This is a genomic window from Amycolatopsis sp. 3B14, from assembly GCF_050958625.1.
Taxonomy (GTDB): domain Bacteria; phylum Actinomycetota; class Actinomycetes; order Mycobacteriales; family Pseudonocardiaceae; genus Amycolatopsis_E; species Amycolatopsis_E thermoflava.
The window spans coordinates 1-24,390 of the sequence record NZ_JBHZEN010000065.1 but is presented as its reverse complement, the minus strand read 5'-3'; the positions used below and the strand labels follow the sequence as shown (position 1 = coordinate 24,390).

20 protein-coding genes are annotated in these 24,390 nt (G+C 71.5%); 8 read left to right on the top strand and 12 right to left on the bottom strand.

Going from position 1 to position 24,390, the window contains the following annotated elements; translation table 11 throughout:
- Positions 1 to 248: 248 nt before the first annotated feature.
- The 3 genes from ACCP09_RS32105 to ACCP09_RS32095 all read right to left on the bottom strand — a co-directional run bounded on the left by ACCP09_RS32105 (position 249) and on the right by ACCP09_RS32095 (position 2,438).
- The gene (locus ACCP09_RS32105) at positions 249 to 824 is read right to left on the bottom strand and encodes a TetR/AcrR family transcriptional regulator (RefSeq protein ID WP_208722439.1); all 576 of its coding nucleotides are present in this window, start codon (positions 822 to 824) and stop codon (positions 249 to 251) included.
- A gap of 76 nt (positions 825 to 900) precedes the next feature.
- The gene (locus tag ACCP09_RS32100) at positions 901 to 1,686 is read right to left on the bottom strand and encodes an SDR family NAD(P)-dependent oxidoreductase (RefSeq protein ID WP_433752478.1); all 786 of its coding nucleotides are present in this window, start codon (positions 1,684 to 1,686) and stop codon (positions 901 to 903) included.
- Complete coding sequence (locus tag ACCP09_RS32095) at positions 1,683 to 2,438, bottom strand: SDR family oxidoreductase (protein WP_433752476.1); 756 nt, start codon at positions 2,436 to 2,438, stop codon at positions 1,683 to 1,685. The genes ACCP09_RS32100 and ACCP09_RS32095 overlap by 4 nt, the downstream gene beginning before the upstream one ends.
- A 110-nt stretch (positions 2,439 to 2,548) precedes the next feature.
- Here ACCP09_RS32095 and ACCP09_RS32090 point away from each other — a divergent pair, with 110 nt between their 5' ends.
- From ACCP09_RS32090 to ACCP09_RS32075, 4 genes are all read left to right on the top strand, one after another.
- A complete protein-coding gene (locus tag ACCP09_RS32090) occupies positions 2,549 to 3,160 on the top strand; it encodes a TetR/AcrR family transcriptional regulator (protein ID WP_027928794.1) in 612 nt (203 codons plus the stop codon).
- An 88-nt stretch (positions 3,161 to 3,248) separates the two neighbouring features.
- Entirely contained in the window at positions 3,249 to 4,358 is a 1,110-nt protein-coding gene (locus ACCP09_RS32085; protein ID WP_433752474.1) for an epoxide hydrolase family protein, read from the top strand.
- Between the two features lie 9 nt (positions 4,359 to 4,367).
- Complete coding sequence (locus tag ACCP09_RS32080; protein ID WP_017982963.1) at positions 4,368 to 4,826, top strand: nucleoside deaminase; 459 nt, start codon at positions 4,368 to 4,370, stop codon at positions 4,824 to 4,826.
- Between the two features lie 9 nt (positions 4,827 to 4,835).
- Positions 4,836 to 7,385 (top strand): cytosine permease, encoded by a 2,550-nt coding sequence (locus ACCP09_RS32075; RefSeq protein WP_433752471.1) that lies wholly within the window; start codon positions 4,836 to 4,838, stop codon positions 7,383 to 7,385.
- A 3-nt stretch (positions 7,386 to 7,388) separates the two neighbouring features.
- Here ACCP09_RS32075 and ACCP09_RS32070 read toward each other — a convergent pair whose 3' ends face one another.
- Entirely contained in the window at positions 7,389 to 8,036 is a 648-nt protein-coding gene (locus ACCP09_RS32070; RefSeq protein ID WP_027928790.1) for a nitroreductase family protein, read from the bottom strand.
- Between the two features lie 107 nt (positions 8,037 to 8,143).
- Between ACCP09_RS32070 and ACCP09_RS32065 the strand changes: the two genes are divergently transcribed.
- A complete protein-coding gene (locus ACCP09_RS32065) occupies positions 8,144 to 8,593 on the top strand; it encodes a MarR family winged helix-turn-helix transcriptional regulator (RefSeq protein WP_433752469.1) in 450 nt (149 codons plus the stop codon).
- Positions 8,594 to 9,235: 642 nt separating this feature from the next.
- Here ACCP09_RS32065 and ACCP09_RS32060 read toward each other — a convergent pair.
- The 8 genes from ACCP09_RS32060 to ACCP09_RS32025 all read right to left on the bottom strand — a co-directional run bounded on the left by ACCP09_RS32060 (position 9,236) and on the right by ACCP09_RS32025 (position 18,533).
- Positions 9,236 to 9,460: a hypothetical protein gene (locus tag ACCP09_RS32060; RefSeq protein WP_017982967.1), complete on the bottom strand. Its 225-nt coding sequence runs from the start codon at positions 9,458 to 9,460 to the stop codon at positions 9,236 to 9,238.
- Between the two features lie 127 nt (positions 9,461 to 9,587).
- Positions 9,588 to 10,202 carry a TetR/AcrR family transcriptional regulator gene (locus ACCP09_RS32055; RefSeq protein ID WP_027928788.1) on the bottom strand — a complete coding sequence of 205 codons (615 nt, stop codon included), beginning with the start codon at positions 10,200 to 10,202 and terminating at the stop codon, positions 9,588 to 9,590.
- An 11-nt stretch (positions 10,203 to 10,213) separates the two neighbouring features.
- Complete coding sequence (locus ACCP09_RS32050) at positions 10,214 to 11,371, bottom strand: acyl-CoA dehydrogenase family protein (protein WP_433752466.1); 1,158 nt, start codon at positions 11,369 to 11,371, stop codon at positions 10,214 to 10,216.
- Complete coding sequence (locus tag ACCP09_RS32045) at positions 11,368 to 13,314, bottom strand: biotin carboxylase N-terminal domain-containing protein (RefSeq protein WP_027928787.1); 1,947 nt, start codon at positions 13,312 to 13,314, stop codon at positions 11,368 to 11,370. The genes ACCP09_RS32050 and ACCP09_RS32045 overlap by 4 nt, the downstream gene beginning before the upstream one ends.
- 5 nt (positions 13,315 to 13,319) lie before the next feature.
- Positions 13,320 to 14,918, bottom strand: coding sequence for an acyl-CoA carboxylase subunit beta (locus tag ACCP09_RS32040; protein ID WP_433752463.1), 1,599 nt, complete (start codon positions 14,916 to 14,918; stop codon positions 13,320 to 13,322).
- Positions 14,915 to 16,063, bottom strand: a complete 1,149-nt coding sequence (locus ACCP09_RS32035) for an acyl-CoA dehydrogenase family protein (protein ID WP_433752461.1) — start codon at positions 16,061 to 16,063, stop codon at positions 14,915 to 14,917. Before ACCP09_RS32035 ends, ACCP09_RS32040 begins: the two co-directional genes overlap by 4 nt.
- Positions 16,060 to 17,754: an acyclic terpene utilization AtuA family protein gene (locus tag ACCP09_RS32030; protein WP_433752459.1), complete on the bottom strand. Its 1,695-nt coding sequence runs from the start codon at positions 17,752 to 17,754 to the stop codon at positions 16,060 to 16,062. Before ACCP09_RS32030 ends, ACCP09_RS32035 begins: the two co-directional genes overlap by 4 nt.
- A complete protein-coding gene (locus ACCP09_RS32025; protein ID WP_123685981.1) occupies positions 17,751 to 18,533 on the bottom strand; it encodes a TIGR03084 family metal-binding protein in 783 nt (260 codons plus the stop codon). The genes ACCP09_RS32030 and ACCP09_RS32025 overlap by 4 nt, the downstream gene beginning before the upstream one ends.
- A 276-nt stretch (positions 18,534 to 18,809) precedes the next feature.
- Here ACCP09_RS32025 and ACCP09_RS32020 point away from each other — a divergent pair, with 276 nt between their 5' ends.
- The 3 genes from ACCP09_RS32020 to ACCP09_RS32010 all read left to right on the top strand — a co-directional run bounded on the left by ACCP09_RS32020 (position 18,810) and on the right by ACCP09_RS32010 (position 24,205).
- Positions 18,810 to 21,608, top strand: a complete 2,799-nt coding sequence (locus ACCP09_RS32020) for a ribonucleoside-diphosphate reductase subunit alpha (RefSeq protein WP_433752456.1) — start codon at positions 18,810 to 18,812, stop codon at positions 21,606 to 21,608.
- Entirely contained in the window at positions 21,605 to 22,675 is a 1,071-nt protein-coding gene (locus ACCP09_RS32015) for a ribonucleotide-diphosphate reductase subunit beta (RefSeq protein ID WP_433752454.1), read from the top strand. The genes ACCP09_RS32020 and ACCP09_RS32015 overlap by 4 nt, the downstream gene beginning before the upstream one ends.
- Positions 22,676 to 22,759: 84 nt before the next feature.
- Positions 22,760 to 24,205: a cytochrome P450 gene (locus tag ACCP09_RS32010; protein WP_433752452.1), complete on the top strand. Its 1,446-nt coding sequence runs from the start codon at positions 22,760 to 22,762 to the stop codon at positions 24,203 to 24,205.
- Positions 24,206 to 24,390: the final 185 nt, after the last annotated feature.

Genomic DNA, 24,390 nt, shown 5'->3' with positions numbered 1-24,390 from the left:
GTATCTCGTGGCCACCCCACACGAATGGACACCTCATGGCCGCGCGAACGGTCATGTCACGGCCACACGAACGGACATTTCATGGCCGCGCCGCGCGGATGGACATCTCACGTCCGCGCCGATGGGCATCTCGCGGCCCCACCGCGCACCGGCACCTCGCGACCGCACCGATGGGCACCTCACGGCCCCACCAGTGGACACCATGCGGCCCCACCGATGGCCATCTCGCGTGCCACCCCGTGGCAAGGTCAGGGCCGCAGCGAATCGACCAGCAGATCGGCGTAGTGGGTGCCGACCTCCTGCGCGCTCAGCCGCCCGTCGCTGCGGTACCAGACCGCCAGGTGGTGCACGGAGCCGAAGAAGAAGTCCACCACGATGTCCGCCGGTTTGTCCGTCCGGAACACGCCCTCGCGCTGGCCCTCTTCGATCAGCGACCGGAACAGCACGTGGTAGCGCCGCCGGTCGGCGCGTACCGCTTTGCGCTTCGACGGGCTGAGCTGGTGCATGGACTGGAAGAAGATCGTCGTGTCGTCGAGGTTGTCGATGCTGCTCACGACAACATCCGAGGCGGCCGCGTGCAGGCGCGCGCTCACCGGCTCGCCACTGGCCACGACCTTCTCCAGCTGCTCGGTCTGCAACCGCAGGACGCGGCCGTAGATCTCGTGCAGCAGGTCGTCCTTCGAGCCGAAGTAGTGGTACATCGCGCCCTTGGTGACGCCGGCCGCGGCGACGATCTCCTGCACCGACGTGCGGTCGAACCCCCGCTCGGCGAACAACCGCGTCGCCGCCGACAGCAGCCTCGCCGGCACCGGCTCCTCGGTCATCCGCACGTCCTTCCTCGACCGGCACAGCATATCCGCGGCCCCGGTCGCACCTCCCGGGTGCGACCGGGGCCGACCGTCACTCGCCCAGCGCGGACTCCACCTTGCGCTGCAGCTTGTTCATCCCGCCCAGCCACCGGTCCGTCTGTGTCGCGCGGGTGGCGTAGTACTCGGCGACCTCGGGGTGCGGCAGGATCAGGAACCGGTCGTCCACGAAGGCCTCCATCACCGTGTCGGCCACCTGGTCCGGCTCGATCGCCGAAGCGCCCATGATCAGCTGCCCGCCGACGCCCGTCGCGGCCAGCATGTTCGTCCGCACCCCCTGCGGGCAGATCGCCTGGACCGTGACGCCCCGGTGCCGGTACGTCGCCGACAACCACTCGGCGAACGCCAGCGCGCCGTGCTTGGTGACCGAGTACGGCGCGGACCCCAGGCTGGTCAGCAGCCCGGCCGCGGACACCGTCGCGAGGAACCGGCCCCGCCCGCGCTCCAGCCACCCGGGCAACAACAGGTGAGCCGCCCGGACGTGGGCCATCACGTTGACGTCCCACGCCCGCGCCCACACCTCCTCGGGCACCTCCGGCCCGCCGTGCGGGGCGATCCCGGCGTTGGCGCAGAACAGGTCGATCGCGCCCAGCTCCGCCGACGCCCGCGTGATCAGCGCCGCCACCCCGTCGACCCCGGCCGCGTCGCCGGCGACCGCGACCCCGCCGACCTCCGCGGCCACCGCCTCGGCGGCCGGGCCGTCCAGGTCCGCCACCACGATCCGCGCGCCCGCCGCGGCGAACCGGCGCGCCAGCGCCGCCCCGATCCCGCCGCCACCGCCGGTGATGACGACCCCGGCGCCGTCCAGTTCGAAGCTCACAGCCCGCCTCCCAGGGTCACGCCGCCGTCGAGAACCACGGTCTGCCCGGTGATCCACCCGGCCTCGTCGGACAGCAGGAACGCCACCGCGCCCGCGATGTCCTCCGGCACGCCCAGCCGCTTCATCGGGTACGCCGCGGACACCTCCTCCTCGCGGCCTTCGTACAGCGCGGTGGCGAACTTCGTCTTCACCACGGCCGGGGCGACCGCGTTGACCCGGATCTTCGGCCCCAGCTCGACCGCCAGCTCCTGGGTCAGCCGGATCACGGCCGCCTTGCTCACGCCGTACATGCCGATCCCGGGCGAGGCACGCAGCCCGGCGATGGAGGCGACGTTGACGACCGACCCGCCGTGCTCGCCCATCCACGCGTCGCGCGCGTGGCGCAGCCAGGCCAGCGGCGCGAGCACGTTCACGGCGAGGATCTTCGCGGCGGCCGCGGGGTCGATGTCCAGCACGGGGCCGTAGACCGGGTTGATGCCGGTGTTGTTGACCAGCATGTCCAGCCGCCCGAAGGTCTCGACCGTCTTCGCGACCGCCTCCTCCTGGTGCGCCGCGTCGTCGGCCTTGCCGGGCACCGCGATCGCCACGCCCGGCCCGCCCAGCTCGTTCACCGCGTCGGCGAGCGGCTCGGGCTTGCGGGCGGTGATGCACACCCGCGCGCCGCGCTGCACCAGCTCGCGGGCGACGCCGAGGCCGATGCCCCGGCTCGCCCCGGTGACGATCGCGACGCGGTCCTTGAACGAGTTCACCATCGGGCTCCTGTCTCCTGTCCACCTTGACTAAGCGCTCGCTTACAATGGGAACGGCCGGACCGCCGTGTCAAGTCTCCCGCCAGGCGGTTCCTTACTGGGAGGATTCCGCCATGACGATCTCGCTGTCCGCCGAACTCTGGCCGGAGGTGCAGCCGGACGCGGCACGGCGGCTGATGCTGGCCGGTGTCGAGTCCTTCGCCCGCCGCGGCTACCACGCGACCACGACACGCGACATCGCGAGCGCGGCAGGCATGAGCCCGGCGGCGCTGTACGTGCACTTCCCGTCGAAAGCCGCGCTGCTGTTCGCGATCAGCAAGAGCGGGCACCAGCAGACGCTCGACCTGGTCGAGGACGTCGCCAAGCGCGCCGACGAGCCGGCCGAGCGGATGCGCCGCATCGTCGCCGACTTCGTGGCCTGGCACGCGCGGCGGCACACCGTGGCGCGCGTCGTGCAGTACGAGCTGCAGGCGCTGCCCGAGCAGGAGTACCAGGTCGTGGCCGACCTGCGGCGCCGCATCGAGCACCTGGTGCGGGGCGTCATCGAGGACGGCGTCGCGCAGGGGCAGTTCGTGGTCGCCGACGTCAAGACCGCCGCGCGAGCGGTCCTGTCGCTCGGCGTCGACGTGGCGCGCTGGTACAGCGAGCGCACCGGCAAGACGCCCAAGGCGCTCGGCCGCGAGTACGCGGACCTCACCCTGCGCATGCTCGGCGCGCAACCCTGACAGCGACGGTGCCACGACGGCCACCGTACCCCACATACTAAGCGGTCGGTAACCTCGTTCCCGGCGTGATCGGCGCTACCGTCACGGCATGAGCGAAATCCGCCCGTTCCACCTCGACGTCCCGCAGTCCCAGCTCGACGACCTGCACGCGCGCATCGACCTGACCCGCTGGCCCGACGAGCTGCCGGGCGTGGGCTGGAGCTACGGCATCCCGCTCGGCTACGTCCAGGAGCTGACCCGGTACTGGCGCACGAGCTACGACTGGCGCGCGTACGAGAAGCGGCTCAACGAGCTGGGCCAGTTCACCACGGAGATCGACGGCCAGCGCATCTACTTCCTGCACGTCCGCGCGGCCGACGACGACGCGCTGCCACTCATCCTCACGCACGGCTGGCCCGGCTCGGTCGTGGAGTTCCTGCCGGTGATCGAGGCGCTGTCGGCGCGGCACCACCTGGTCATCCCGGCCATCCCCGGCTACGGATTCTCCGGCCCGACCACCGACACCGGCTGGGACGTGCCGCGCATCGCCCGCGCGTTCGCCGAGCTGATGCGCCGCCTCGGCTACGACCGCTACGGCGCACAGGGCGGCGACTGGGGCTCGGCGATCTCGCGGCAGCTGGGAATCGACGACGCCGCTCACGTCGCCGGCGTACACGTCAACATGCTCGGCACCGCCCCGTCCGGCAACCCCGCCGAACTGGACGAGCTGTCCCTGGCCGACAAGGAGCGGCTGGGACGACGCGAGCACTACCAGCGTGAGCTGTCCGGCTACATGAAACTGCAGTCCACGCGCCCGCAGACCCTGGCCTACGCGCTGCACGACTCCCCCGTCGGTCAGCTCGCCTGGATCGTCGAGCGGTTCCAGGAGTGGACCGATTCGGACGGCACCCCGGAGGACGCGGTCGACCGGGACCTGATGCTGACCAATGTGATGATCTACTGGTTGACCGGCACGGCCGGGTCGTCGGCGCGGCTGTACCGGGAGTCGGCCCGCAGCTGGGGCAGGCAGCCCGGGCTCGACGTGCCGATGGCCGTCGCCGTGTTCCCGCACGACATCGTGCTCCCCGTGCGCCGCCTCGCCGAGCGCGACAACAACATCGTGCGCTGGACGGAGTTCGACCGGGGCGGGCACTTCGCGGCGATGGAGGAACCCGACCTCTTCGCCGAAGACGTCCTGGCGTTCTTCGCTTCGCTCTAGAGTGGGCGCATGCTGAAACCCGATCCCGGCCGGCTGCTCGCCGTCGCCCGCGAAGAGGCCCTGCTCGGCAAGTCCGAGGGCGGCGTGCCGATCGGCGCGGCGCTGTTCACTGTGGACGGTGAGCTGCTCGGCCGGGGCCACAACCGGCGGGTCCAGGACGACGACCCGTCGATGCACGCCGAGACCGCGGCCTTCCGCAACGCGGGCAGGCGCCCGCACTACCGGGACACGGTGATGGTGACCACACTCTCCCCCTGCTGGTATTGCAGTGGTCTGGTGCGGCAGTTCAGCATCTCCCACGTGGTGATCGGCGAGGCCCGCACCTTCTCCGGTGGCCACGACTGGCTGGCCGGGCTGGGTGTCGGCATCACGATCCTCGACGACCCCGCGTGCGTCACGCTGATGACGGAGTTCATCGAAGAGCGCCCGGATCTGTGGTTCGAGGACATCGGGGTCGAAACTTCCTGAGGAGCTGCCATGTCACCGTCCGTTCCGCTGATCGACCTGACGTCCTGGTTCGACGGCACCGGCCGCGAACGGGTGGCCGCCGAGGTGGATCGCGCGCTGCGGGAGTCCGGCTTCCTGCTGATCACCGGGCACGGCGTGCCGGACGAGCTGCGCGCGCGGGTGCGGTCGCGGGCGCGGGAGTTCTTCGCGCTGCCCGCCGAGGTGAAGCGGCGGTACGCGGTGACGGTCGGCGGGCGCGGCTGGCTGCCGCCCGGGGTGGAGGCCAACGGGTACGCCGAGGGCACCGAAACCCCGCCGGACCTCAAGGAGTCCTACTCGGTCGGCGCGGACGCCGCGGTCGGCGTGCCGGAGGTCGACGAGTTCTGGTTCCAGCCCAACGTATGGCCGTCGGAGGTCCCGGAGTTCGCGGCCGCGTCACGCGAGTACATGGCGCGGATGCGGGAACTGTCGGACGAGCTGCTGACGGTATTCGCGGCCGCGCTCGGCCTGCCCGCAGACCACTTCACGCGGCACACCGGGCACCCGACATACACGTTCAACATCAACTGGTACCCGGCGCTGAACCGGGTCGGCGCGCCGGAACCGGGGCAGTTCCGGATCGGGCCGCACACCGACTTCGGCACGGTGACGGTGCTGGACCGGCAGGCCGGGGTCGGCGGGCTGCAGGTCTGCACCAGTGACGGCGAGTGGGTGGACGCGCCGTTCGACCCGGCGGCGTTCACGGTGAACATCGGGGACCTGATGGCCCGCTGGACGGGCGACCGGTGGCGCTCGACGCGGCACCGGGTGCTGCCGCCGTCGGCGGACGCGCCGGACGAGGACCTCGTGTCGCTCATCTTCTTCTACGAGACCGACCACGACGCGCGGATCGCCTCGCTCGCGCCGCCGCTGGGCCGCACGGCGTACCCGGAGGTCGTGGCGTCGGAGTACCTGCGCGGCAAGCTCGACGCGATCACCGTGGCGCCCCCTGACCCGGGTGGGCCAGGGGGCGCCACGACGTCAGTTGCGGCCGTACTCCCCGCCGCAGTCACAGCAGTTGCCGCAGTTGCAGTTGCCCGGCGTCTCCATTGTGGTGTCCCTTCCGTTCGGAGGTGGTTCGCCGTCCTGGTCGCCGGGCCGCCCGGGATAGTTCCGCCGTTCACCCGATGGTGCAACACGGACGCAACATCGACTGCCTACGGTGCTGCCATGGCGACCACGACAGGGCGAAAAACAGGCGAATACGGCGAAAAAGTCGTCGCGGTCGAACCGGGCGGTGTCGAGCCGGTGCCGGTCGCGGACCGGCACGGCAGGCCGCGGCAGCTGTTCTGGACCTGGGCCTCGCCCAACCTGGAGTTCGCCACGATCTTCGTCGGCGTGCTGGCGGTGTCGGCGTTCGGGCTGAGCTTCGCGCAGGCGGTGGTCGCGGTCGCGATCGGCAACGGGCTGGGCGCGGTGTCGCACGGCGTGCTGTCGGCGCGCGGGCCGCGGTTCGGGGTGCCGCAGATGGTGTTGAGCCGCCTGCCGTTCGGCTACCGCGGCAACGCGGTGCCCGCCGCGTTGATGTCGGTGACGGCGGGGATCGGCTGGTTCGCGGTCAACAGCGTCAGCGGGGCGTTCGCGCTGAACACGCTGACCGGGATGCCGGTGCTGCTGTGCCTGGTGATCGTGGTGGTGCTGCAGATCGGGATCGCGTTCTTCGGACACAACCTGGTGCAGGCCTACGAACGCTGGATCTTCGGGGTGCTGGCGGTGGTGTTCGCGATCGGGGCGGTGGTCACGTTCGCGCAGGCGTCGCCGAGCGCGGTCGGCGGGACCGGCGGGGTGGGCGGGTTCCTGCTGACGGTCGGCGCGGCGTTCGGGTACACCGCGGGCTGGAACCCCTACGCGGCGGACTACACGCGGTACCTGCCGGAGTCGGTGAGCGGCCGGGCGGTCGGCTGGGCCGCGGGCAGCGGCTTGTTCGTGGCGACGACGGTGCTGATGGCGACGGGCGCGGCGTCGGCCACGCTGGGCGGCGGGGACGGCAGCCCGACGGCGGCGTTCACCGGGCACATGCCGGGCTGGTTGTCCGCGCTGACGCTGCTGGCGATCGCGCTCGGAGCGGTGGCCGCCAACGCGCTGAACGTCTACTCCGGAGCGCTCGCGTTCCTCACGCTGGGCGTGGAGCTGCCGCTCGCGTGGCGGCGGGCGATGGTGGCGGTCGCGTTCGGCGTCGTCGGGTTCGTGCTGGCGTGGCTGGGGCTCGCCGACGCGGGGACGGCCTACGAGCACTTCCTGCTGGTGATCGCGTACTGGGTGAGCCCGTGGCTGGGTGTGGTGTTCGCCGACCAGTTGATGCGGCGCGGGCAGGCCGGGCTGGCGCGCCTGCTGCCGGACACCCGGCGGTGGGGCTGGCAGGGACTGGTGGCGTTCCTGGTCGCGGCGGTGGTGTCGATCGCGTTGTTCGCGAACCAGACGCTGTACGCGGGTCCGGTGCCGCGGGCGGTGCCGGAGGTGGGCGACGTGACGTGTTTCGTCGGGTTCGCGCTGGCGGCCGGGTTGTACGCGGCGGTGGGCCGTCGCTGGGCGCGCGCTTGAGGCTCACCAGCGGTCCCAGTGCAGGACCTCGCGCCGGTCGATGCGCGGCGCGGGCCGGAATTCGGTGCCGAGGGTGAAGGCGAGCGGCACGAGCGCGGCCAGCATGACCTCGTCGTGCGGCACGCCGAGGGTGGCGGCGAGTTCCTTCTCCAGCGGCGCGTGTGCGGTGGTCCAGACCGTTCCGAGGCCGCGGTTGCGCGCGGCGAGCATGAAGCTCCAGACGGCGGGCAGGATCGAGCCCCACGTCATCGCCTGGTCCAGCACCGGCGCGTGGTCGGTGCGGCCCTCGACGGCCGGGATCACGAACGCCGGCACCCGGTGGATGTTGTCGTAGAGGTACTGGGCGCCCTCGCCGATGCGCCGCATCGATCCGGGGTGGGCGGTCATGCGGCGCAGGTCCTTGTCGGTGAGCGGCCGGCCGCTCGCCAGCTGGACCGCGCGCCGGAAGATGCCGGCCACCGCGGCGCGCTGGGCCTTCCCCGTGACGACCAGGAAGTGCCAGCGCTGGCGGTTGCGTCCGGTCGGGGCCTGGGTGGCGAGGTCGACGCACTCCTCGATCAGGTGGCGCGGCACGGGCCGCGTGAAGTCGAGGCGCTTGCGCACGGCACGAGTGGTGGACAGGACCTCGTCGGCGGTCAGATCGAGCGTCATCAGTGTCTCCCAGATCGTCTGTCAGCAGATTGTTTGCGACCATACGGTTGTGATTGATCTGCTGTCAAACAATTGGCGAGCAGACGATTCGTGGTAGTGTGCGCGTCATGGCGGCCAGATCGGAGGAGTCCTACTTCCCGCGGCTCGCGGCGGAACGGCTCGACATCGCGCTGTGCCGCGCGTCGGCGTCGGTGGCCCGGGCGGCGGAGAAGGCCGCGGGCGAGCAGGGACTGGGGGTCGGGCAGCACCTGGTGCTGAAGATGCTCGCGGCGGTGGGGCCGTGTTCGCAGCAGGTGCTGAGCGAGGAACTGCGGATCGACCGCAGCGTGATGGTCGGGATCGCCGACGACCTGGAGAAGGCCGGCCACGTCCGGCGGGAGCGGGATCCGCGGGACCGGCGGGCGTACGCGGTGACGATCACCGCCGGCGGGCGCCAGGCGCTGGCGAAAGCCGAGGCGGCGACGCCCGGGTTCCTGGACCGCACGTTCGCGGCGCTGTCCGCGGGGGAACGCGATCAGCTCGCGGCGCTGCTCGGAAAGCTGCTGACCGCGGATTGACCGCGGCCCCGATCATGCGGGACCGGCGCCGGCAACTCAGCGCCGGAGTTCCGACCCGGTACCGCGGCGGCGATCAGCCGGTGCCGGGGGCGCACCAAGGCACCCCGGAGCCGCGCCTCGGGTCAGCACCACCGTGATCAACCTGCCGGGGCGCACCAAGGCGCCCCGGAGTCGTGACTCGGGTCAGCGCGGCCCTGATCAGCCAGCCGGAGCGCTCCACGCCCGGCGCCGCAGCTCGGATCAGGCGACGTGCCCGACGACCGGCACCAGCACCGCCCGCCCGGCCCCGGTCAGCACCCCGGGCACCAAGCGCTCCCCAGCACCACACGACGGCGATCAACCTGCCGGGGCGCACCAAAGCGCCCCGGAGTCGTGGCTCGGGTCAGCGCGGCCCTGATCAGCCAGCCGGAGCGCACCACGCCCGGTATCACGGCTCGGGTCAGGCGACGTGCCCGACGGCCGACACCAGCACCGCCCGCCCGGCCCCGGTCAGCACCCCGGGCACCAAGCGCTCCCCAGCACCGCACGACGGCGATCAACCTGCCGGGGCGCACCAAAGCGCCCCGGAGGCGCGCCTCGGGTCAGCACCACCGTGATCAACCTGCCGGGGCGCACCAAGGCGCCCCGGAGTCGTGGCTCGGGTCAGGCGACGTGCCCGACGGCCGGCGCCAGCACCGCCCGCCCGGCCTCGGTCAGCACCGCGGGCACCAGGCGCTCCCCGTCGCCGTCCGGGCGGATGTAGCCGCCGTGGGCGAGGGCGTGCGCGGCCATCTGGTCGCAGCAGGCGACTCCGTCGATGAAAAGGTCCGGTTCGACGCTGGACGACATCACGGCGCGGCCCTGGGCCACCGCTCGCAGCATCGCCATCGCCCGATGGGACAACTCTTCACCTGTACCGGACACCGGGATCTACCCCCTTGCGTCGTCACCTGCTGTTGCCTCTGTTATCGCACACTGGTCCATTAGTGTTAACGACCGGTCCCGCGACACGCCGTCAACCACCCACCGCGGTGACTTCCGGCTCGGGCAGGGCGGGGCCGAGGACCCGGGCCCACTGGCGGATGATCCGGCGCCGCCGGGAGGTGTCGTCGGCGAGGAGGTTCGCCAGGCCCAGCCCGCGGGCCAGGTCGAGTGTCGACTGGACCAGTTCCCGCACCCCGGGCCGCGCCTCGTCGACCCCGAGCAGGTCGACCGCCAGCCGGTGCGCCTCCCGGCCGACCTTGGCCTGCAGCGGCACCAGCACCGCCCGCAGGGACTCATCGCTGGACGCCGCGACCCACAGGTGCAGCGCGGCGCGGAACATCGGGCCGGTGTAGAGGTTGAGCAGCATGTCGACGACCGGTTCGATGCGGGACCGCCCGGACGGCAGCCCCTCGGCGCCGCGCCGCATCTCGGCGATCTGCACCTCGCCGACGTACTCGACCGCGGCCGTGACCAGGTCCTCCCGCGTGGGGAAGTGGTGCTGGGCGGCCCCGCGCGAGACCCCGGCGCGCTGCGCGATGAGCGCGACGGTGGTGCCGGCCCACCCGACCTCGCCGATGCAGTCCACGGCTGCGTCGATGAGCTTGCGACGGGTGGTCCGGCTGCGCTCCTGACGGGGCTCCGGCACGGGTCTTCCTCCTAGTACGACTTCGGCAGGCCGAGGGAGTGCTGGGCGACGAAGTTGAGGACCATCTCGCGGCTGACCGGGGCGATCCGGCCGACGCGGACGGCCCCGAGCAGCGTACCCAGCCCGTATTCGGACGCCATGCCGTTGCCGCCGTGGGTCTGGATCGCCTGGTCGACCGCCTTGATCGCGACCTCGGCGCCGGCGTACTTGGCCATGTTCGCCGCCTCGCCCGCCCCGAAGTCGTCGCCGGAGTCGTACAGCGCGGCGGCCTTCTGGGTCATCAGCTTGGCCAGCTCGAGCTCGATCTTGACCTGCGCCAGCGGGTGCGCGATGCCCTGGTGGGTGCCGATCGGCGCGCCCCACACGCTGCGCTCCTTCGCGTACGCCACACCCTTTTCCAGCGCGTACCGGGCGATGCCGATGGAGAACGACGCGCCCATGATCCGCTCCGGGTTGAGCCCGGCGAACAGCTGCGCCAGCGCCGCGTCCTCGGACCCGACGAGCGCCTCGGCGGGCAGTCGGACGTCGTCGAGGAACAGGCCGAACTGCTTGTCGGCCGAGACGAGGTCCATCTCGATCTGCTTGTACTCGAACCCGGGCGTGCCGGTGGGCACGATGAACAGCGCCGGCTTCAGCTTGCCGGTCTTGGCGTCCTCGGTGCGGCCGACGACGAGCACCGCGTCGGCCTCGTCGACACCGGAGATGAACACCTTGCGCCCGTTGAGGATCCAGTCGGCGCCGTCCCGGCGTGCCGTCGTCTTGAGACGGTGCGAATTGGACCCCGCGTCGGGTTCGGTGATGGCGAAGGACATCCGCACCTCGCCGGTGGCGAACCGGGGCAGCCACGAGCGCTTCTGCTCGTCCGTGCCGTACCGGGCGATCACCGTGGCGCAGATCGCCGGGGACACCACCATCAGCAGCATCGGCGTGCCCGCGGCGCAGAACTCCTCGCACACCGCGGCGAGGTCGCCGATCCCGGCGCCACCGCCGCCGTACTCCTCGGGCACCGACACCCCGAGGTACCCCAGCCGCCCGGCCTCGTTCCACAGATCGCTGGTGTGGCCGCCGCTGCGCGCGACCTTCACGTAGTACTCGTGCCCGTAGGCGCGGGCCAGGTCGCCGACCGCCTTGCGCAGCGCGATCCGCTCTTCGGACTCGACGAAATTCATGCTTGCTCCTTCGGCGTGACGACGGCGAGAACGGTGCCCGGTTCGACCTGCTGCCCCACCGTCACGGGCAGGTCGGTGACCTCGCCGTCGGCCGGCGCGGTGATCCGGTGTTCCATCTTCATGGCTTCCAGCCACAGCAGGGGGTCACCGGCGGCGACGGTGTCCCCGGCCGCGACGGCGATCCGCAGCACGGTGCCCGGCATCGGCGCGACCAGCGAACCCGCGGCGAGCGCCGCCTCCGGGTCGGTGAACCGCGGCACCGGGACGAGGTCGACGGCGCCGAGCGCGGAGTCGACGCACACCAGCCCGCGGTACCGGCCGACGAGGAACACGCGCCGGACGCCGTCGACGTCGAGCACCACCCGGTCCGGGGTGGCCTCCACGACTTCCGCGTCGTCCAGGCGGAGCCCGGGACGGTAGGTGACCTCGACCTCGGTGTCCCCGGCGAGGTAGCGCTTGCGCAGCGGCGCGGAGGCCACATTGCGCCACCCGGCGGGCAGCCTGCCGAGGGTCCGCGCCGATGCCCGGTTGGCGGCGGCCTCGGCCAGCGCCGCCGCGGTCGCCGACCACCGCACGCCGGCGGCGTCCGCGGCGGGCCGGGACAGGACGTCCAGCCCGTGCCGGTCCAGGAACGCCGTGTCTGTCTTGCCGGCCAGGAACTCCTCGTGCCGCAGGATGTTGACCAGCAGGTCACGGTTGGTGCGCAACCCGTGGATGCGTGCGCCGGCCAGCGCCCGCGCCAGGCGCCGTGCCGCTTCGGCGCGCGTCGGGGCCCAGGCGATCACCTTGGCGAGCATCGGGTCGTAGTGCACGCCCACCACCGAGCCGTCCACCACGCCCGCGTCCAGCCGCAGCCCGGCCTCGCCGCCGAGGGCGAATTCGGCGTCCACGCCCGGGATCTCGAACCGGTGCAGCGTGCCGCTCTGCGGCTGCCACCCGGCGGCTGGATCCTCGGCGTACAGCCGCACCTCGATCGCGTGCCCCCGCGACGCGGGCGGCTCGGCGGGCAGCCGCTCGCCCTCGGCGATCCGGATCTGCAGAGCCACCAGGTCCAGGCCGGTGACGCATTCGGTGACCGGGTGCTCGACCTGCAGGCGCGTGTTCATCTCCAGGAAATAGAACCGCCCGTCGGATGTGGCGAGGAACTCGACGGTGCCGGCGCCGACGTAGTCGATCGCCTTCGCGGCCTTGCGCGCGGCGTCGAACAGCTCGGCCCGCATCGCGTCGTCGACCAGGGGCGACGGCGCCTCTTCGACGACCTTCTGGTGCCGCCGCTGGATCGAGCACTCCCGCTCCCCCAGCGCCCACACCGTGCCGTGGGTGTCGGCGAGCACCTGGACCTCGATGTGCCGCCCGGTCTCCAGGTACCGCTCGCAGAACACCGTCGGGTCGCCGAACGCCGACGCGGCCTCCGCGCTCGCGCTCCGCACGGCCTCGGCGAGTTCACCGAGCGTCCGCACCACGCGCATCCCGCGCCCGCCGCCACCGGCGGATGCCTTGACCAGCACCGGAAGATCGCCTTCGGTGACCGCGGACGGGTCCAGTTCGGACAGCACCGGCACCCCGGCGGCGTCCATCAGGCGCTTGGACTCCACTTTGGAGCCCATGGTCTCGATCGCGGACGGCGGCGGGCCGATCCAGGTGAGCCCGGCGTCGATCACCGCCCGCGCGAACCCGGCGTTCTCGGACAGGAACCCGTAACCGGGGTGGACGGCGTCCGCGCCCGCCGAGCGCGCGGCCTCGACCAGCAGGTCGGCGCGCAGGTAGGTCTCGGACGGCGTGTTGCCGGGCAGCCGGACCGCCGCGTCCGCCTCCGCCACGTGCGGTGACGCGGCGTCGGCGTCGGAGAACACGGCCGTCCGGGCAATGCCCAGCGCCGAGCAGGTGCGGAACACGCGGCGGGCGATCTCCCCGCGGTTGGCGACCAGAACGTTGTCGATCACGTCACTCACATCCGGAAGACGCCGAAGCCCTCGGCGCCCCTGATCGGTCCATTGTGGATGGCGGACAGGCACAGCCCGAGCACGGTCCGGGTGTCCCGCGGGTCGATGATGCCGTCGTCGTAGAGCATGCCGGACAGGAACATCGGCAGCGACTCGGCCTCGATCTGCTGCTCGACCATCGCGCGCATCGCGGCGTCGGCGTCCTCGTCGTAGGGCTGGCCGCGCCCGGCCGCGGCCTGCCGGGCCACGATCGACAGCACACCGGCCAGTTGCGCCGGGCCCATCACCGCGGACTTCGCGCTGGGCCAGGCGAACAGGAACCGCGGCCCGTACGCGCGCCCGCACATGCCGTAGTGCCCGGCGCCGTAGGACGCGCCCATCAGCACGGACAGGTGCGGCACCTTCGAGTTGGACACCGCGTTGATCATCATCGCGCCGTGCTTGATGATGCCGCCCTGCTCGTACTCCTTGCCGACCATGTAGCCGGTGGTGTTGTGCAGGAACAGCAGCGGCGTGTCGGTCTGGTTGGCGAGCTGGATGAACTGCGTCGCCTTCTGCGACTCCTCGCTGAACAGCACGCCCTGCGCGTTGGCGAGGATGCCGACCGGGTAGCCGTGCAGGCTCGCCCATCCGGTGACCAGGCTGGTGCCGTAGAGCGGTTTGAACTCGTCGAAGTCGGAGCCGTCCACGACGCGGGCGATCACCTCGCGCGGGTCGAACGGGACCTTCAGGTCCGCGGGCACGATGCCGAGGAGGTCCTCGGCGTCCAGCAGCGGCTCGTCGTAGTCCGGTTTCGGGGACGGGCCCTGCTTGTGCCAGTTCAGCCGCTTGACGATGCTGCGGCCGATGCGGATCGCGTCCTGCTCGTCGTGCGCGAGGTAGTCGGCCAGGCCGGAGGTGCGCGCGTGCATCTCCGCGCCGCCCAGCGACTCGTCGTCGGACTCCTCCCCCGTCGCCATCTTGACCAGCGGCGGGCCGCCAAGGAACACCTTCGCGCGTTCCTTGACCATCACCACGTAGTCGGACATGCCGGGTAGGTAGGCGCCGCCCGCGGTGGAGTTGCCGAACACCAGCGCGATGGTGGGGATGCGCTCGGCCGAGGAGTTCGTCAGGTTGCGGAAGGTGCGCCCGCCCGGGATGAAGATCTCCTTCTGGGTGGGCAGGTCCGCGCCGCCGGACTCGACCAGGTTGATCGTCGGCAGCCAGTTCTCCGCCGCGATCTCCGCCGCCCGCAGGCTCTTCTTCAGCGTCGCCGGGTTGCTCGCGCCGCCCTTCACGGTCGGGTCGTTGGCCACGATCATGCACTCGACGCCTTCCACGACGCCGATGCCGCTGACCACGCTGCCGCCGACGGTGTAGTCGGTGCCCCAGGCGGCCAGCGGCGACAGTTCGAGGAACGGGGAGTCCTCGTCGATCAGCAGCTCGATCCGCTCGCGCGCGAGCAGCTTGCCGCGCTTGCGGTGGCGCGCCACGTACTTCTCACCGCCACCCGCGATCGCCTTCGCGTGCTCGGCCTCGAGTTCGGCGAGCTTGGCCGCCATCGCCTCCCGGTTGGCCGCGAACTCCGCGCTCCCTGTGTCCACTCCGGACCGGATCACGCTCAAGCCGTGTACCCCAATCGTTTCGCCGCGAGACCCGCCAGGATCTCGTTGGTGCCGCCGCCGATGCCGAGGATGCGGACATCGCGGTAGTGCCGTTCCACTTCGGACTCCCGCAGGTAGCCGAGGCCGCCGTGCAGCTGGACCGCCTCGTTGACCACCCACTCGGCCGTCTCGACCGCGGTGTTCTTCGCGAAGCAGGCCTCCGCGATGACCTCCTCACCGGCGACGAACCCCTGCGCGACGTGCCGGGTGTAGACGCGGGCGAGGTCGATCCGCCGGGCCATTTCCACGAGCTTGTGCTGCACCAGCTGGCGGGAGATCAGCGGACGGCCGAACGTCTGCCGCAGCCGGCACCACTCCAGCGTCAGGTCCAGCGCGCGCTGGGCAGTCGCGTAGCCCTGCACCGCGAGCGAGAGCCGCTCGGTCACGAAGTGGGTCGCGATCTGGATGAACCCGGTGTTCTCCTCGCCGACCAGGTTCGTCGCGGGCACCCGGGCGTCCGCGAAGGACAGTTCCGCGGTGTCCGAGCAGTGCCAGCCCATCTTTTCCAGCTTGCGGCTGACCGTGAACCCCGGTGTGCCGCGCTCGATCACCAGCAGCGACACGCCGTGAGCGCCCGGGCCGCCGGTGCGCACCGCGGTGGTCACGAAGTCAGCGCGAGTGCCGGAGGTGATGTAGGTCTTGGCGCCGTTGACGACGTAGTGGTCGCCGTCGCGGCGAGCGGTGGTACGGATGCCGGCGACGTCGGAGCCGCCGTCGGGCTCGGTGATCGCCAGCGACCCGATGAGGCGGCCCTCGATGGTCGGCCGCACCCAGCGTTCGATCTGCTCGGGGTCGCCCGCGGTGACGATGTGCGGCAGCGCGATGCCGTTGGTGAACAGCGACGCGATCAGCCCGCCCGATCCGCCCGCGTACAGGATCTCCTCGGTGACGGTCATCGCGTCCAGGAAGTCGCCGCCACCGCCGCCGGCGCTCTCCGGGAACGACACCCCGAGCAGGCCGATCTCGCCTGCCTTGCGGTGCAGGTCGCGCGGCAGCTCGCCGGCGCGCTCCCACTCGTCCAGGTGCGGCAGCACCTCGGCCTCGACGAACCGGCGCACGGTCTTGCGCAGCGCGGTCCGCTCGGGCGTGGCGAACGGGTCGGTCACAGCAGCACCTCCGGGATGTCGGCGTGACGGGAGCGCAGCCACTCGCCGAGCGCCTTGGCCTGCGGGTCGAACCGGGCCTGCGCCGCGACGCCCTGGCCGAGCAGTCCTTCGACGACGAAGTTGAGCGCACGCAGGTTGGGCAGCGCGTACCGGCGGACGGTGAGGTCCGCGGTTTCCGGCAGCAGCCGCTGGAACTCCTCGACGGTCAGGTGGTGCGCGAGCCAGCGCCACGCGTCGTCGGAGCGTGCCCACACGCCGAGGTTGGCGTCGCCGCCCTTGTCGCCGCTGCGGGCGCCGAGGATCGTGCCCAGCGGCACGCGGCGGGCCGGCCCGTCGGGCAGCGGTTCCGGGAGTTCCGGCTCGTCCACTTCGGACAGCGGCAGGGTGTCGGAGGCGGGGGCGATGTCCACCCGGGAGCCGTCCGGCAGCACGGCCACGTGCGGCACCTCGGCGGCGTCCACGTAGGCCGCGGTGTAGACGCCGTACGGCGAGGCGTCCGAGGGCGGCGCGGTGACGTGGAAGCCGGGGTAGCTGGCCAGGGCCAGTTCGATCGCCGCGCCGCTGAACGCGCGCCCGGCCACCTTGGGGTCGGCGTCCTTGACCGCGCAGTGCAGCAACGCGCTGGCGCGCTGCTCGGTGTCGGCGTCCTCGTGGTCGGTGCGGGCCAGCGTCCAGCGGATCTCGGCGGGCGGCCGGTCCTTCAGCGCGTCTTCGAGCTGGTCGCGCACCAGCTCCGCCTTGGCCTCGATGTCCAGTCCGGTCAGCACGAACGTGGTCTCGTTGCGGAAGCCGCCGAGGGTGTTCAGGCAGACCTTGAGCGTCGGTGGTGGCGCCTCCCCGCGGGTGCCGGAGATCCGCACCCGGTCCGGGCCGTCCTCGGTCAGCGTCAGCGTGTCGAACCGGGCGGTGACGTCGGGCCCGGCGTAGCGGGCGCCGGCGATCTCGTAGAGCAGCTGGGCGGTGACGGTGCCCGCGGTCACCGCTCCCCCGGTGCCCGGGTGCTTGGTGATCACGCTGGAGCCGTCGGCGGCGATCTCCGCGATCGGGAAGCCGGGGGTGCCGGTGTCGTGTTCGGTGAAGAACGCGTAGTTGCCGCCGGTGGCCTGGGCGCCGCATTCGATGACGTGCCCGGCGGCGACCGCGCCGGCGAGGGCGTCGTAGTCGTCGCGGGCCCACCCGAAGTGCGCGGCGGCCGGGCCGACGACCAGCGAGGCGTCGGTGACGCGGCCGGTGACCACCACGTCCGCGCCGCGCTCCAGGCACGCGGCGATGCCCCACGCGCCGAGGTAGGCGTTGGCGGTCAGCGGTTTCCCGAGCCCCAGCTCGTCCACTCTGGACAGCAGATCGTCGCCCTCGACGTGGGCCACGGCGATGTCCAGGCCCAGCTCCCCGGCCAGCTCGCGGATCGCGGCGGCCAGTCCGGCCGGGTTGAGTCCGCCCGCGTTGGTGACGATCCGGACGCCGTTCTCCTTGGCCAGCGCGAGGTTGTCCGCCATCTGGCGCAGGAAGGTCTTGGCGTAGCCGCGGCTGGGGTCCTTGAGCCGGTCGCGGCCGAGTATCAGCATGGTCAGCTCGGCGAGGTAGTCCCCGGTCAGCACGTCCAGCGGGCCGCCGGTGAGCATCTCGCGCACGGCGGAGAACCGGTCGCCGTAGAACCCGGAGGCGTTGCCGATGCGCAGCACGTCGCTCATGCGAACTGCCCCGCCTTCCGGCCCGCGCCGGGCGGCCCGGCGAAGGCCTGCGCGATCTCCAGCCACTTCTCGGCGTCCGGCCCGATGGCGACGACGTCGGTGTCGGCCGGGTGCCGCCGCTGCGTGACGACGAGGCAGAACCCGAGCGCGGACCCGGTGACGCGCTGCGCCGCGTCCGCCGGGCCGAACGTCCACTCCTCACCGTCTACACCGGACAGTTCGACGCGGAACTCCTCGGCGGGCGGTGCGAGTCCGTGCACCGAGAACGCGAAGTCGCGGGTGCGCACGCCGAACCGCGCGATCTGCCACAGCCGCCGGGCCGGCTCCCGCCGCAGGCCGAGCGCGTCGTACACGTCCTGCGCGTGCGCCCAGGTTTCCATCAGCCGCGCGGTCGCCATGGACGCGGCGCTCATCGGCGGCCCGTACCAGGGCAGCTTCTGGCCCTCCGGCACGCGCGCCAGTTCGCGGGCCAGCTCGTCGCGCCCGGACCGCCACATCGCCAGCAGCTCGTCACGTGGTTTCGCGGCCAGTTCCCGCGCGCCCTGGTCGACGAACTCGTCGCCCGCGGCCAGCGCCCGCTGCACTTCGGCCGGGAACTCGTCCGGGGTGCGCACCGCGATCAGCGACTTGGCGTCGGTCCACGCCAGGTGCGCGATCTGGTGCGCGATCGTCCAGCCCTTCGCCGGGGTCGGGGTCGACCACCTCGCCTCGCTCACCAGGTCGTCGAGCTCCCGGCTCTCGTCGGCCAGGTCCCGCAGGATCGGTCCGGGGTCCGCCACGCCATCGCCTCCTCGCGCACGCTTGGAGGCGAGCCTGGCACCAGTCCGCGGAAAAATCAAGCACGCTTGATTGTTTTGGCTAGCACGCCACGCCGACACGCCCGCATCTTGGGGTATCTGGACAGGGCGACCCCAAGATGTAGTCTTCGATCACCGGCAGGGTCCGACGGCTGGGGAAGCGAGCGCGGGCCCGTCCGGTACGAGTCGTGCCCACCCCCAGCACGCCGGCACCCAGGCCGGTGTGCCGATGAAACGCGCCCGAAAACGGAGTGATGCATGTCTGTGGAAACCTCCCCGGCGCCGGCAGCCACGCTGCGGGTGATCCGCCGGGACGGCGAGGCGTCGCCGTTCGACGCGAGCCGGATCTCCGTCGCGCTGACCAAGGCCTTCCTCGCGGCCGAGGGCGACGGGGCCGCCGCGTCGTCGCGGATCCACCACGTCGTGGCCGAGCTGACCGCGCAGGTCGAGGCCTCGCTGCGCCGCCACGCCACCGGTGACGCCGTGCACCTGGAGCAGATCCAGGACCTGGTGGAGCTGGCGCTGATGCGCGGTGGCTACCACAAGGTCGCCCGCGCCTACGTGCTCTACCGCGAGGAGCACGCCAAGGCCCGCGAAACCACGCCCCCACCAGCGGCGATTAGGGTCACGCACCCGGACGGCGAGCTGCGCCCGCTGGACCGCGAGCGCATCGCCCGCGTCGTCGGCGAGGCGGTCGCCGGGATCGCCGACGTCGCGGCCGAGCCGGTGCTGACCGAGGCCGAGCGCAACCTCTACGACGGAATCAGCGCCGACGAGCTGGCCCTGGCGCTGATCATGGCCGCCCGCACCCTGGTCGAGCGGGAGCCGAACTACTCGGCCGTCACCGCCCGCCTGCTGCTGGACAAGCTGCGCGGCGAGGCGCTGAGCCACCTCGTGGGCGAGCCGCGCCAGGCGTCGCAGGCCGAGCTGGACTACCCCGCCTACTTCCGCGACTACCTGCGCCACGCGATCGAGCTGGAGCTGGTGGACCCGGAGCTGGCCCGCTTCGACCTGGACAAGGTCACCGCCGCGATCCGCCCGGAGCGCGACCTGGACTTCGGCTTCCTCGGGCTGCAGACCCTCTACGACCGGTACTTCCTGCACGAGCGAGGCACCCGGTTCGAGCTGCCGCAGGCGTTCTTCCTGCGGGTGGCGATGGGCCTGGCCCTGCGTGAGGACGACCGCGAGGCCCGTGCCGTCGAGTTCTACGACCTGCTGTCCAGCTTCGACTTCATGGCCTCCACGCCGACGTTGTTCAACTCCGGCACCACCCGGGCGCAGCTGTCGTCGTGCTTCCTCACCACGGTCGAGGACAGCCTGGACGCGATCTTCCAGTCCTACAAGAACAACGCGCTGCTGGCGAAGTACTCCGGCGGGCTGGGCAACGACTGGACCCCGGTGCGCGGCCTCGGCGCCCACATCAAGGGCACCAACGGCACCTCCCAGGGCGTGGTGCCGTTCCTGAAGATCGCCAACGACACGGCGGTGGCGGTCAACCAGGGCGGGAAGCGCAAGGGCGCGGCGTGCGCGTACCTGGAGACCTGGCACATCGACGTCGAGGAGTTCCTCGACCTGCGCAAGAACACCGGCGACGACCGGCGCCGCACCCACGACATGAACACCGCCAACTGGGTGCCCGACGAGTTCCTGCGCCGTGTCGAGGCCGACGCGCAGTGGACGCTGTTCTCCCCCGACGAGACCCCGGACCTGCACGACCTCTACGGCAACGCGTTCGCCCATCGCTACCGCGAGTACGAGGCCGCGGCCGATCGCGGCGAGATCCGGGTGTTCCGCCGGGTGCGGGCGGTGGAGCTGTGGCGGCGGATGCTGACCATGCTGTTCGAGACCGGGCACCCGTGGATCACCTTCAAGGACCCGTGCAACCTGCGCTCGCCGCAGCAGCACGCGGGCGTGGTGCACTCGTCCAACCTGTGCACCGAGATCACGCTGAACACCAGCGCCGACGAGGTCGCCGTGTGCAACCTCGGCTCGGTCAACCTGGCCCGGCACGTCACGGCCGACGGCCTGGACACCGCGAAACTGGAGCGCACGGTGCGCACGGCGGTGCGGATGCTGGACAACGTCGTGGACATCAACTTCTACACGATCCCGGAGGCCCGCCGGTCCAACCTGCGGCACCGCCCGGTCGGGCTGGGGCTGATGGGCTACCAGGACGCGTTGTTCACGCTCGGCCTGCCGGTGGACAGCCCGGAGGCAGTGGAGTTCGCCGACCGCAGCATGGAGCACCTGAGCTATCACGCGATCGCCGCGTCCGCGCAGCTCGCCCAGGAGCGGGGCGCCTACGAGACGTTCGAGGGCTCGCTGTGGAGCCAGGGCGTGCTGCCGCTGGACTCGCTGCGGCTGCTGGCCGAGGCGCGCCAGGGTGACGCGCTGGACGTCGACTCGTCGTCCACTCTGGACTGGGACGCGCTGCGTGCGGTGGTGCGCGGCGGGATGCGCAACTCCAACGTGATGGCGATCGCGCCGACCGCGACGATCTCCAACATCTGCGGGGTCGGGCAGTCGATCGAGCCGCTGTTCCAGAACCTCTACGTCAAGTCGAACATGTCCGGCGACTTCACCGTGGTCAACCCGCACCTGGTCGCGGCGCTGAAGGAGCGCGGGCTGTGGGACGAGGCGATGGTGGCGGACCTGAAGTACTTCGACGGCAGCCTCGCGCAGATCGACCGGGTGCCGGCCGATCTGAAGCGGCTGTACGCGACCGCCTTCGAGATCGACAGCCGCTGGCTGGTGGACGCGGCGTCGCGCCGGCAGAAGTGGATCGACCAGGCCCAGTCGCTCAACCTCTACATCGCCGCGCCGAGCGGCCGCAAGCTCGACGAGCTGTACCGGTACGCCTGGCACAAGGGCCTGAAGACGACCTACTACCTGCGTGCCAAGGCCGCCACGAGCGTGGAGAAGAGCACCCTGCGTGGCACCGACGGCAAGCTCAACGCGGTGCCCGCCGCGGTTCCGGCTGCCGTGCCCGCTGCCGTGCCGGAGCCCGAGTTCGCCGCGTGCCGGATCGACGACCCCGACTGCGAGGCCTGCCAGTGAACACCACCGAAACCGACGCCACCGGGCTGGGCGCGATCAGCCGCGGCGCGGACCGGGTCAGCGTCGACGACAAGGCGATGATCAACGCCCGCGCCGACGTCAACCAGCTGCTGCCGCTGAAGTACCACTGGGCGTGGGAGAAGTACCTGGCCGGCTGCACGAACCACTGGATGCCGACCGAGGTGGCGATGCAGGCCGACATCGCGCTGTGGAAGTCGCCGGACGGGCTGACCGAGGACGAGCGGCGCATGGTCAAGCGCAACCTCGGGTTCTTCGCCACGGCCGAGTCGCTGGTGGCGAACAACCTGGTGCTGGCGGTGTACCGGCAGATCACCAACCCGGAGTGCCGCCAGTACCTGCTGCGCCAGGCGTTCGAGGAGGCCGTGCACACGCACACGTTCCAGTACATCTGCGAGAGCCTCGGGTTGGACGAGGGCGAGTTGTTCAACGCCTACCGCGAGGTCCCGTCGATCACCGACAAGGACGCGTGGGCGCTGAAGTACACGCGGAACCTGGAGAACCCGGACTTCGCGACCGGCACGGCGGCCGCCGACCAGGACTTCCTGCGTGACCTGGTGGCGTTCTACGTGGTGTTCGAGGGCATGTGGTTCTACACCGGGTTCGCGCAGATCCTGTCGCTGGGGCGGCGCAACAAGATGGTGGGGATCGCCGAGCAGTTCCAGTACATCCTGCGCGACGAGTCGATCCACCTGAACTTCGGCATCGACTGCATCAACCAGATCAAGATCGAGAACCCGCACCTGTGGTCGCCGGAGTTCCAGGCCGAGGTGCGGCAGATGCTGACCGAGGCGTGCGAGCTGGAGGTCGCCTACGCGCGGGACACGATGCCGCGCGGGATGCTCGGGCTGTCGGCGGCGCTGTGCGAGCAGTACCTGCGCTTCATCACCGACCGGCGTGCCCAGCAACTCGGACTGGCCCCGATCTTCGGCGAGAACGAGAACCCGTTCCCGTGGATGTCGGAGGCGATGGACCTGCGCAAGGAGAAGAACTTCTTCGAGACGCGGGTGACCGAGTACCAGACGGGCGGGTCGCTCGCCTGGGACTGAGCGCTCGCTAAATTTCACCCTTGCCGGGAGTGGGGGTGGTGCGGGACGGTGTGATCACACGTGTTGTCGCAAGGAGGCGCGATCGTGACCAGTGCCGTCGTCAGGGCATTCCGGGAACGTGTTCCACCCCTGACCGCCATCCCCCTCCCCCGGGCCGTCGACCGCCGCCTGATGGACCAGCGGTGGCCGGTGCGGGAGCTCGCCACGCCACCCGCGGGCAGCGGGCTGTCCCCGATCGTGGGTGACGCGGGCGCGCCGATCATCGGGCACGCCATCGAGTCGATGCGGTTCGGGCTGGACTTCGCGCTGCACCGCTTCGAAAAGTACGGGCCGGTGTCGTGGATGGGGGCGTTCGGGCAGCGGATCGTCGTGCTGGCCGGCCCGGACGCCACCCAGACCGCGCTGGTGAACAAGGACAAGGCGTTCTCGCAGGAGGGCTGGCAGTTCTTCATCGAGCGGTTCTTCCACCGCGGGCTGATGCTGCTGGACTTCGAGGAGCACCACCTGCACCGGCGGATCATGCAGGAGGCGTTCACGCGGGACAAGCTCGCCGGCTACATGCGGCAGGCGGCGCCCGTGCTGCGCTCCGGTGTGGCAGCCTGGGCGGGCGCCGAGCGGCCACGGTTGTACTGGCTGCTGAAGCGGCTCACGCTGGATGTGGCGTCGCGGGTGTTCATGGACATGCCGCCGGGCGCGGACGCCGACGCGATCAACCGGGCGTTCGTGGGCACGGTCCGGGCGGCGACGGCGCTGGTGCGGGTGCCGGTGCCGGGCGGCCGGTGGGCGGCGGGCCTGCACGGGCGGCGGGTGCTGGAGCGGTACTTCGCGGAGAAGCTGCCGTCGAAGCGGGGCAGCGAGGGCGCGGACCTGTTCTCGGCGCTGTGCCACGCGCGCGGCGACGACGGGGCCGAGTTCACCGACGACGACGTCGTGAACCACATGATCTTCCTGATGATGGCGGCCCACGACACGGCGACGATCACCAGCTCCGCGGTCGCCTACCACCTGGCGAAGCACCCTTCGTGGCAGGAGCGGGCGCGGGAGGAGTCGCTGGCGCTGGGTGACGAGCTGCCGGACCTCGAGGCGCTGGAGTCGTTGAAGACGCTGGACCTGGTGATCAAGGAGGCGCTGCGGCTGACCGCGCCGGTGCCGTCGCTGCCGCGCAAGACGGTGAAGGACACGGAGGTGCTGGGCCACTACATCCCGGCCGGCACGATGTGCAGCGTCTCGCCGAACACCAACCACTACTCGCCGGACCACTGGACGAACCCGCGGGCGTTCGACCCGGAGCGGTTCGCGGAGGGCAGGCGGGAGGACAAGTCGCACCGGTTCGCGTGGATGCCCTTCGGCGGCGGGGCGCACAAGTGCATCGGGATGCACTTCGGGAACAACGAGGTGAAGCTCCTGATGCACGAAATGCTGCGCACGTACCGCTGGTCGGTGCCCGAGGGATACCGCATCAAGTGGGACTACGTGTCGCTGCCGGTGCCGGTGGACGGCCTGACGGTGCGGTTGCAGCGCCTGCGGTGAGCGATGGGCGCGCGGCCGCTACCGGCTGCGCGGCGTTTGGCTGCCTGCCGACCAGCTGCCGCGCTGGCGCGGCGGCAACCGCGCGGGCGCGGCGGCAACCGCGCGGGATCGTGGTCAGCGGTCGCACGGCCGCACCGGCAACCTGCCGGCCACCGCCGCCGCGCCGCCCTCGGCGGCCGCGCCAC

Coding starts and splice junctions, on each gene's coding strand:
- ACCP09_RS32050 (WP_433752466.1), bottom strand. CDS start 11,371: ATGAATTTCGTCGAGTCCGAAGAGCGGATCGCGCTGCGCAAGGCGGTC.
- ACCP09_RS32065 (WP_433752469.1), top strand. CDS start 8,144: ATGGCGGCCAGATCGGAGGAGTCCTACTTCCCGCGGCTCGCGGCGGAA.
- ACCP09_RS32085 (WP_433752474.1), top strand. CDS start 3,249: ATGAGCGAAATCCGCCCGTTCCACCTCGACGTCCCGCAGTCCCAGCTC.
- ACCP09_RS32090 (WP_027928794.1), top strand. CDS start 2,549: ATGACGATCTCGCTGTCCGCCGAACTCTGGCCGGAGGTGCAGCCGGAC.
- ACCP09_RS32095 (WP_433752476.1), bottom strand. CDS start 2,438: ATGGTGAACTCGTTCAAGGACCGCGTCGCGATCGTCACCGGGGCGAGC.
- ACCP09_RS32030 (WP_433752459.1), bottom strand. CDS start 17,754: ATGAGCGACGTGCTGCGCATCGGCAACGCCTCCGGGTTCTACGGCGAC.
- ACCP09_RS32080 (WP_017982963.1), top strand. CDS start 4,368: ATGCTGAAACCCGATCCCGGCCGGCTGCTCGCCGTCGCCCGCGAAGAG.
- ACCP09_RS32020 (WP_433752456.1), top strand. CDS start 18,810: ATGTCTGTGGAAACCTCCCCGGCGCCGGCAGCCACGCTGCGGGTGATC.
- ACCP09_RS32070 (WP_027928790.1), bottom strand. CDS start 8,036: ATGACGCTCGATCTGACCGCCGACGAGGTCCTGTCCACCACTCGTGCC.
- ACCP09_RS32075 (WP_433752471.1), top strand. CDS start 4,836: ATGTCACCGTCCGTTCCGCTGATCGACCTGACGTCCTGGTTCGACGGC.
- ACCP09_RS32060 (WP_017982967.1), bottom strand. CDS start 9,460: ATGGCGATGCTGCGAGCGGTGGCCCAGGGCCGCGCCGTGATGTCGTCC.
- ACCP09_RS32105 (WP_208722439.1), bottom strand. CDS start 824: ATGACCGAGGAGCCGGTGCCGGCGAGGCTGCTGTCGGCGGCGACGCGG.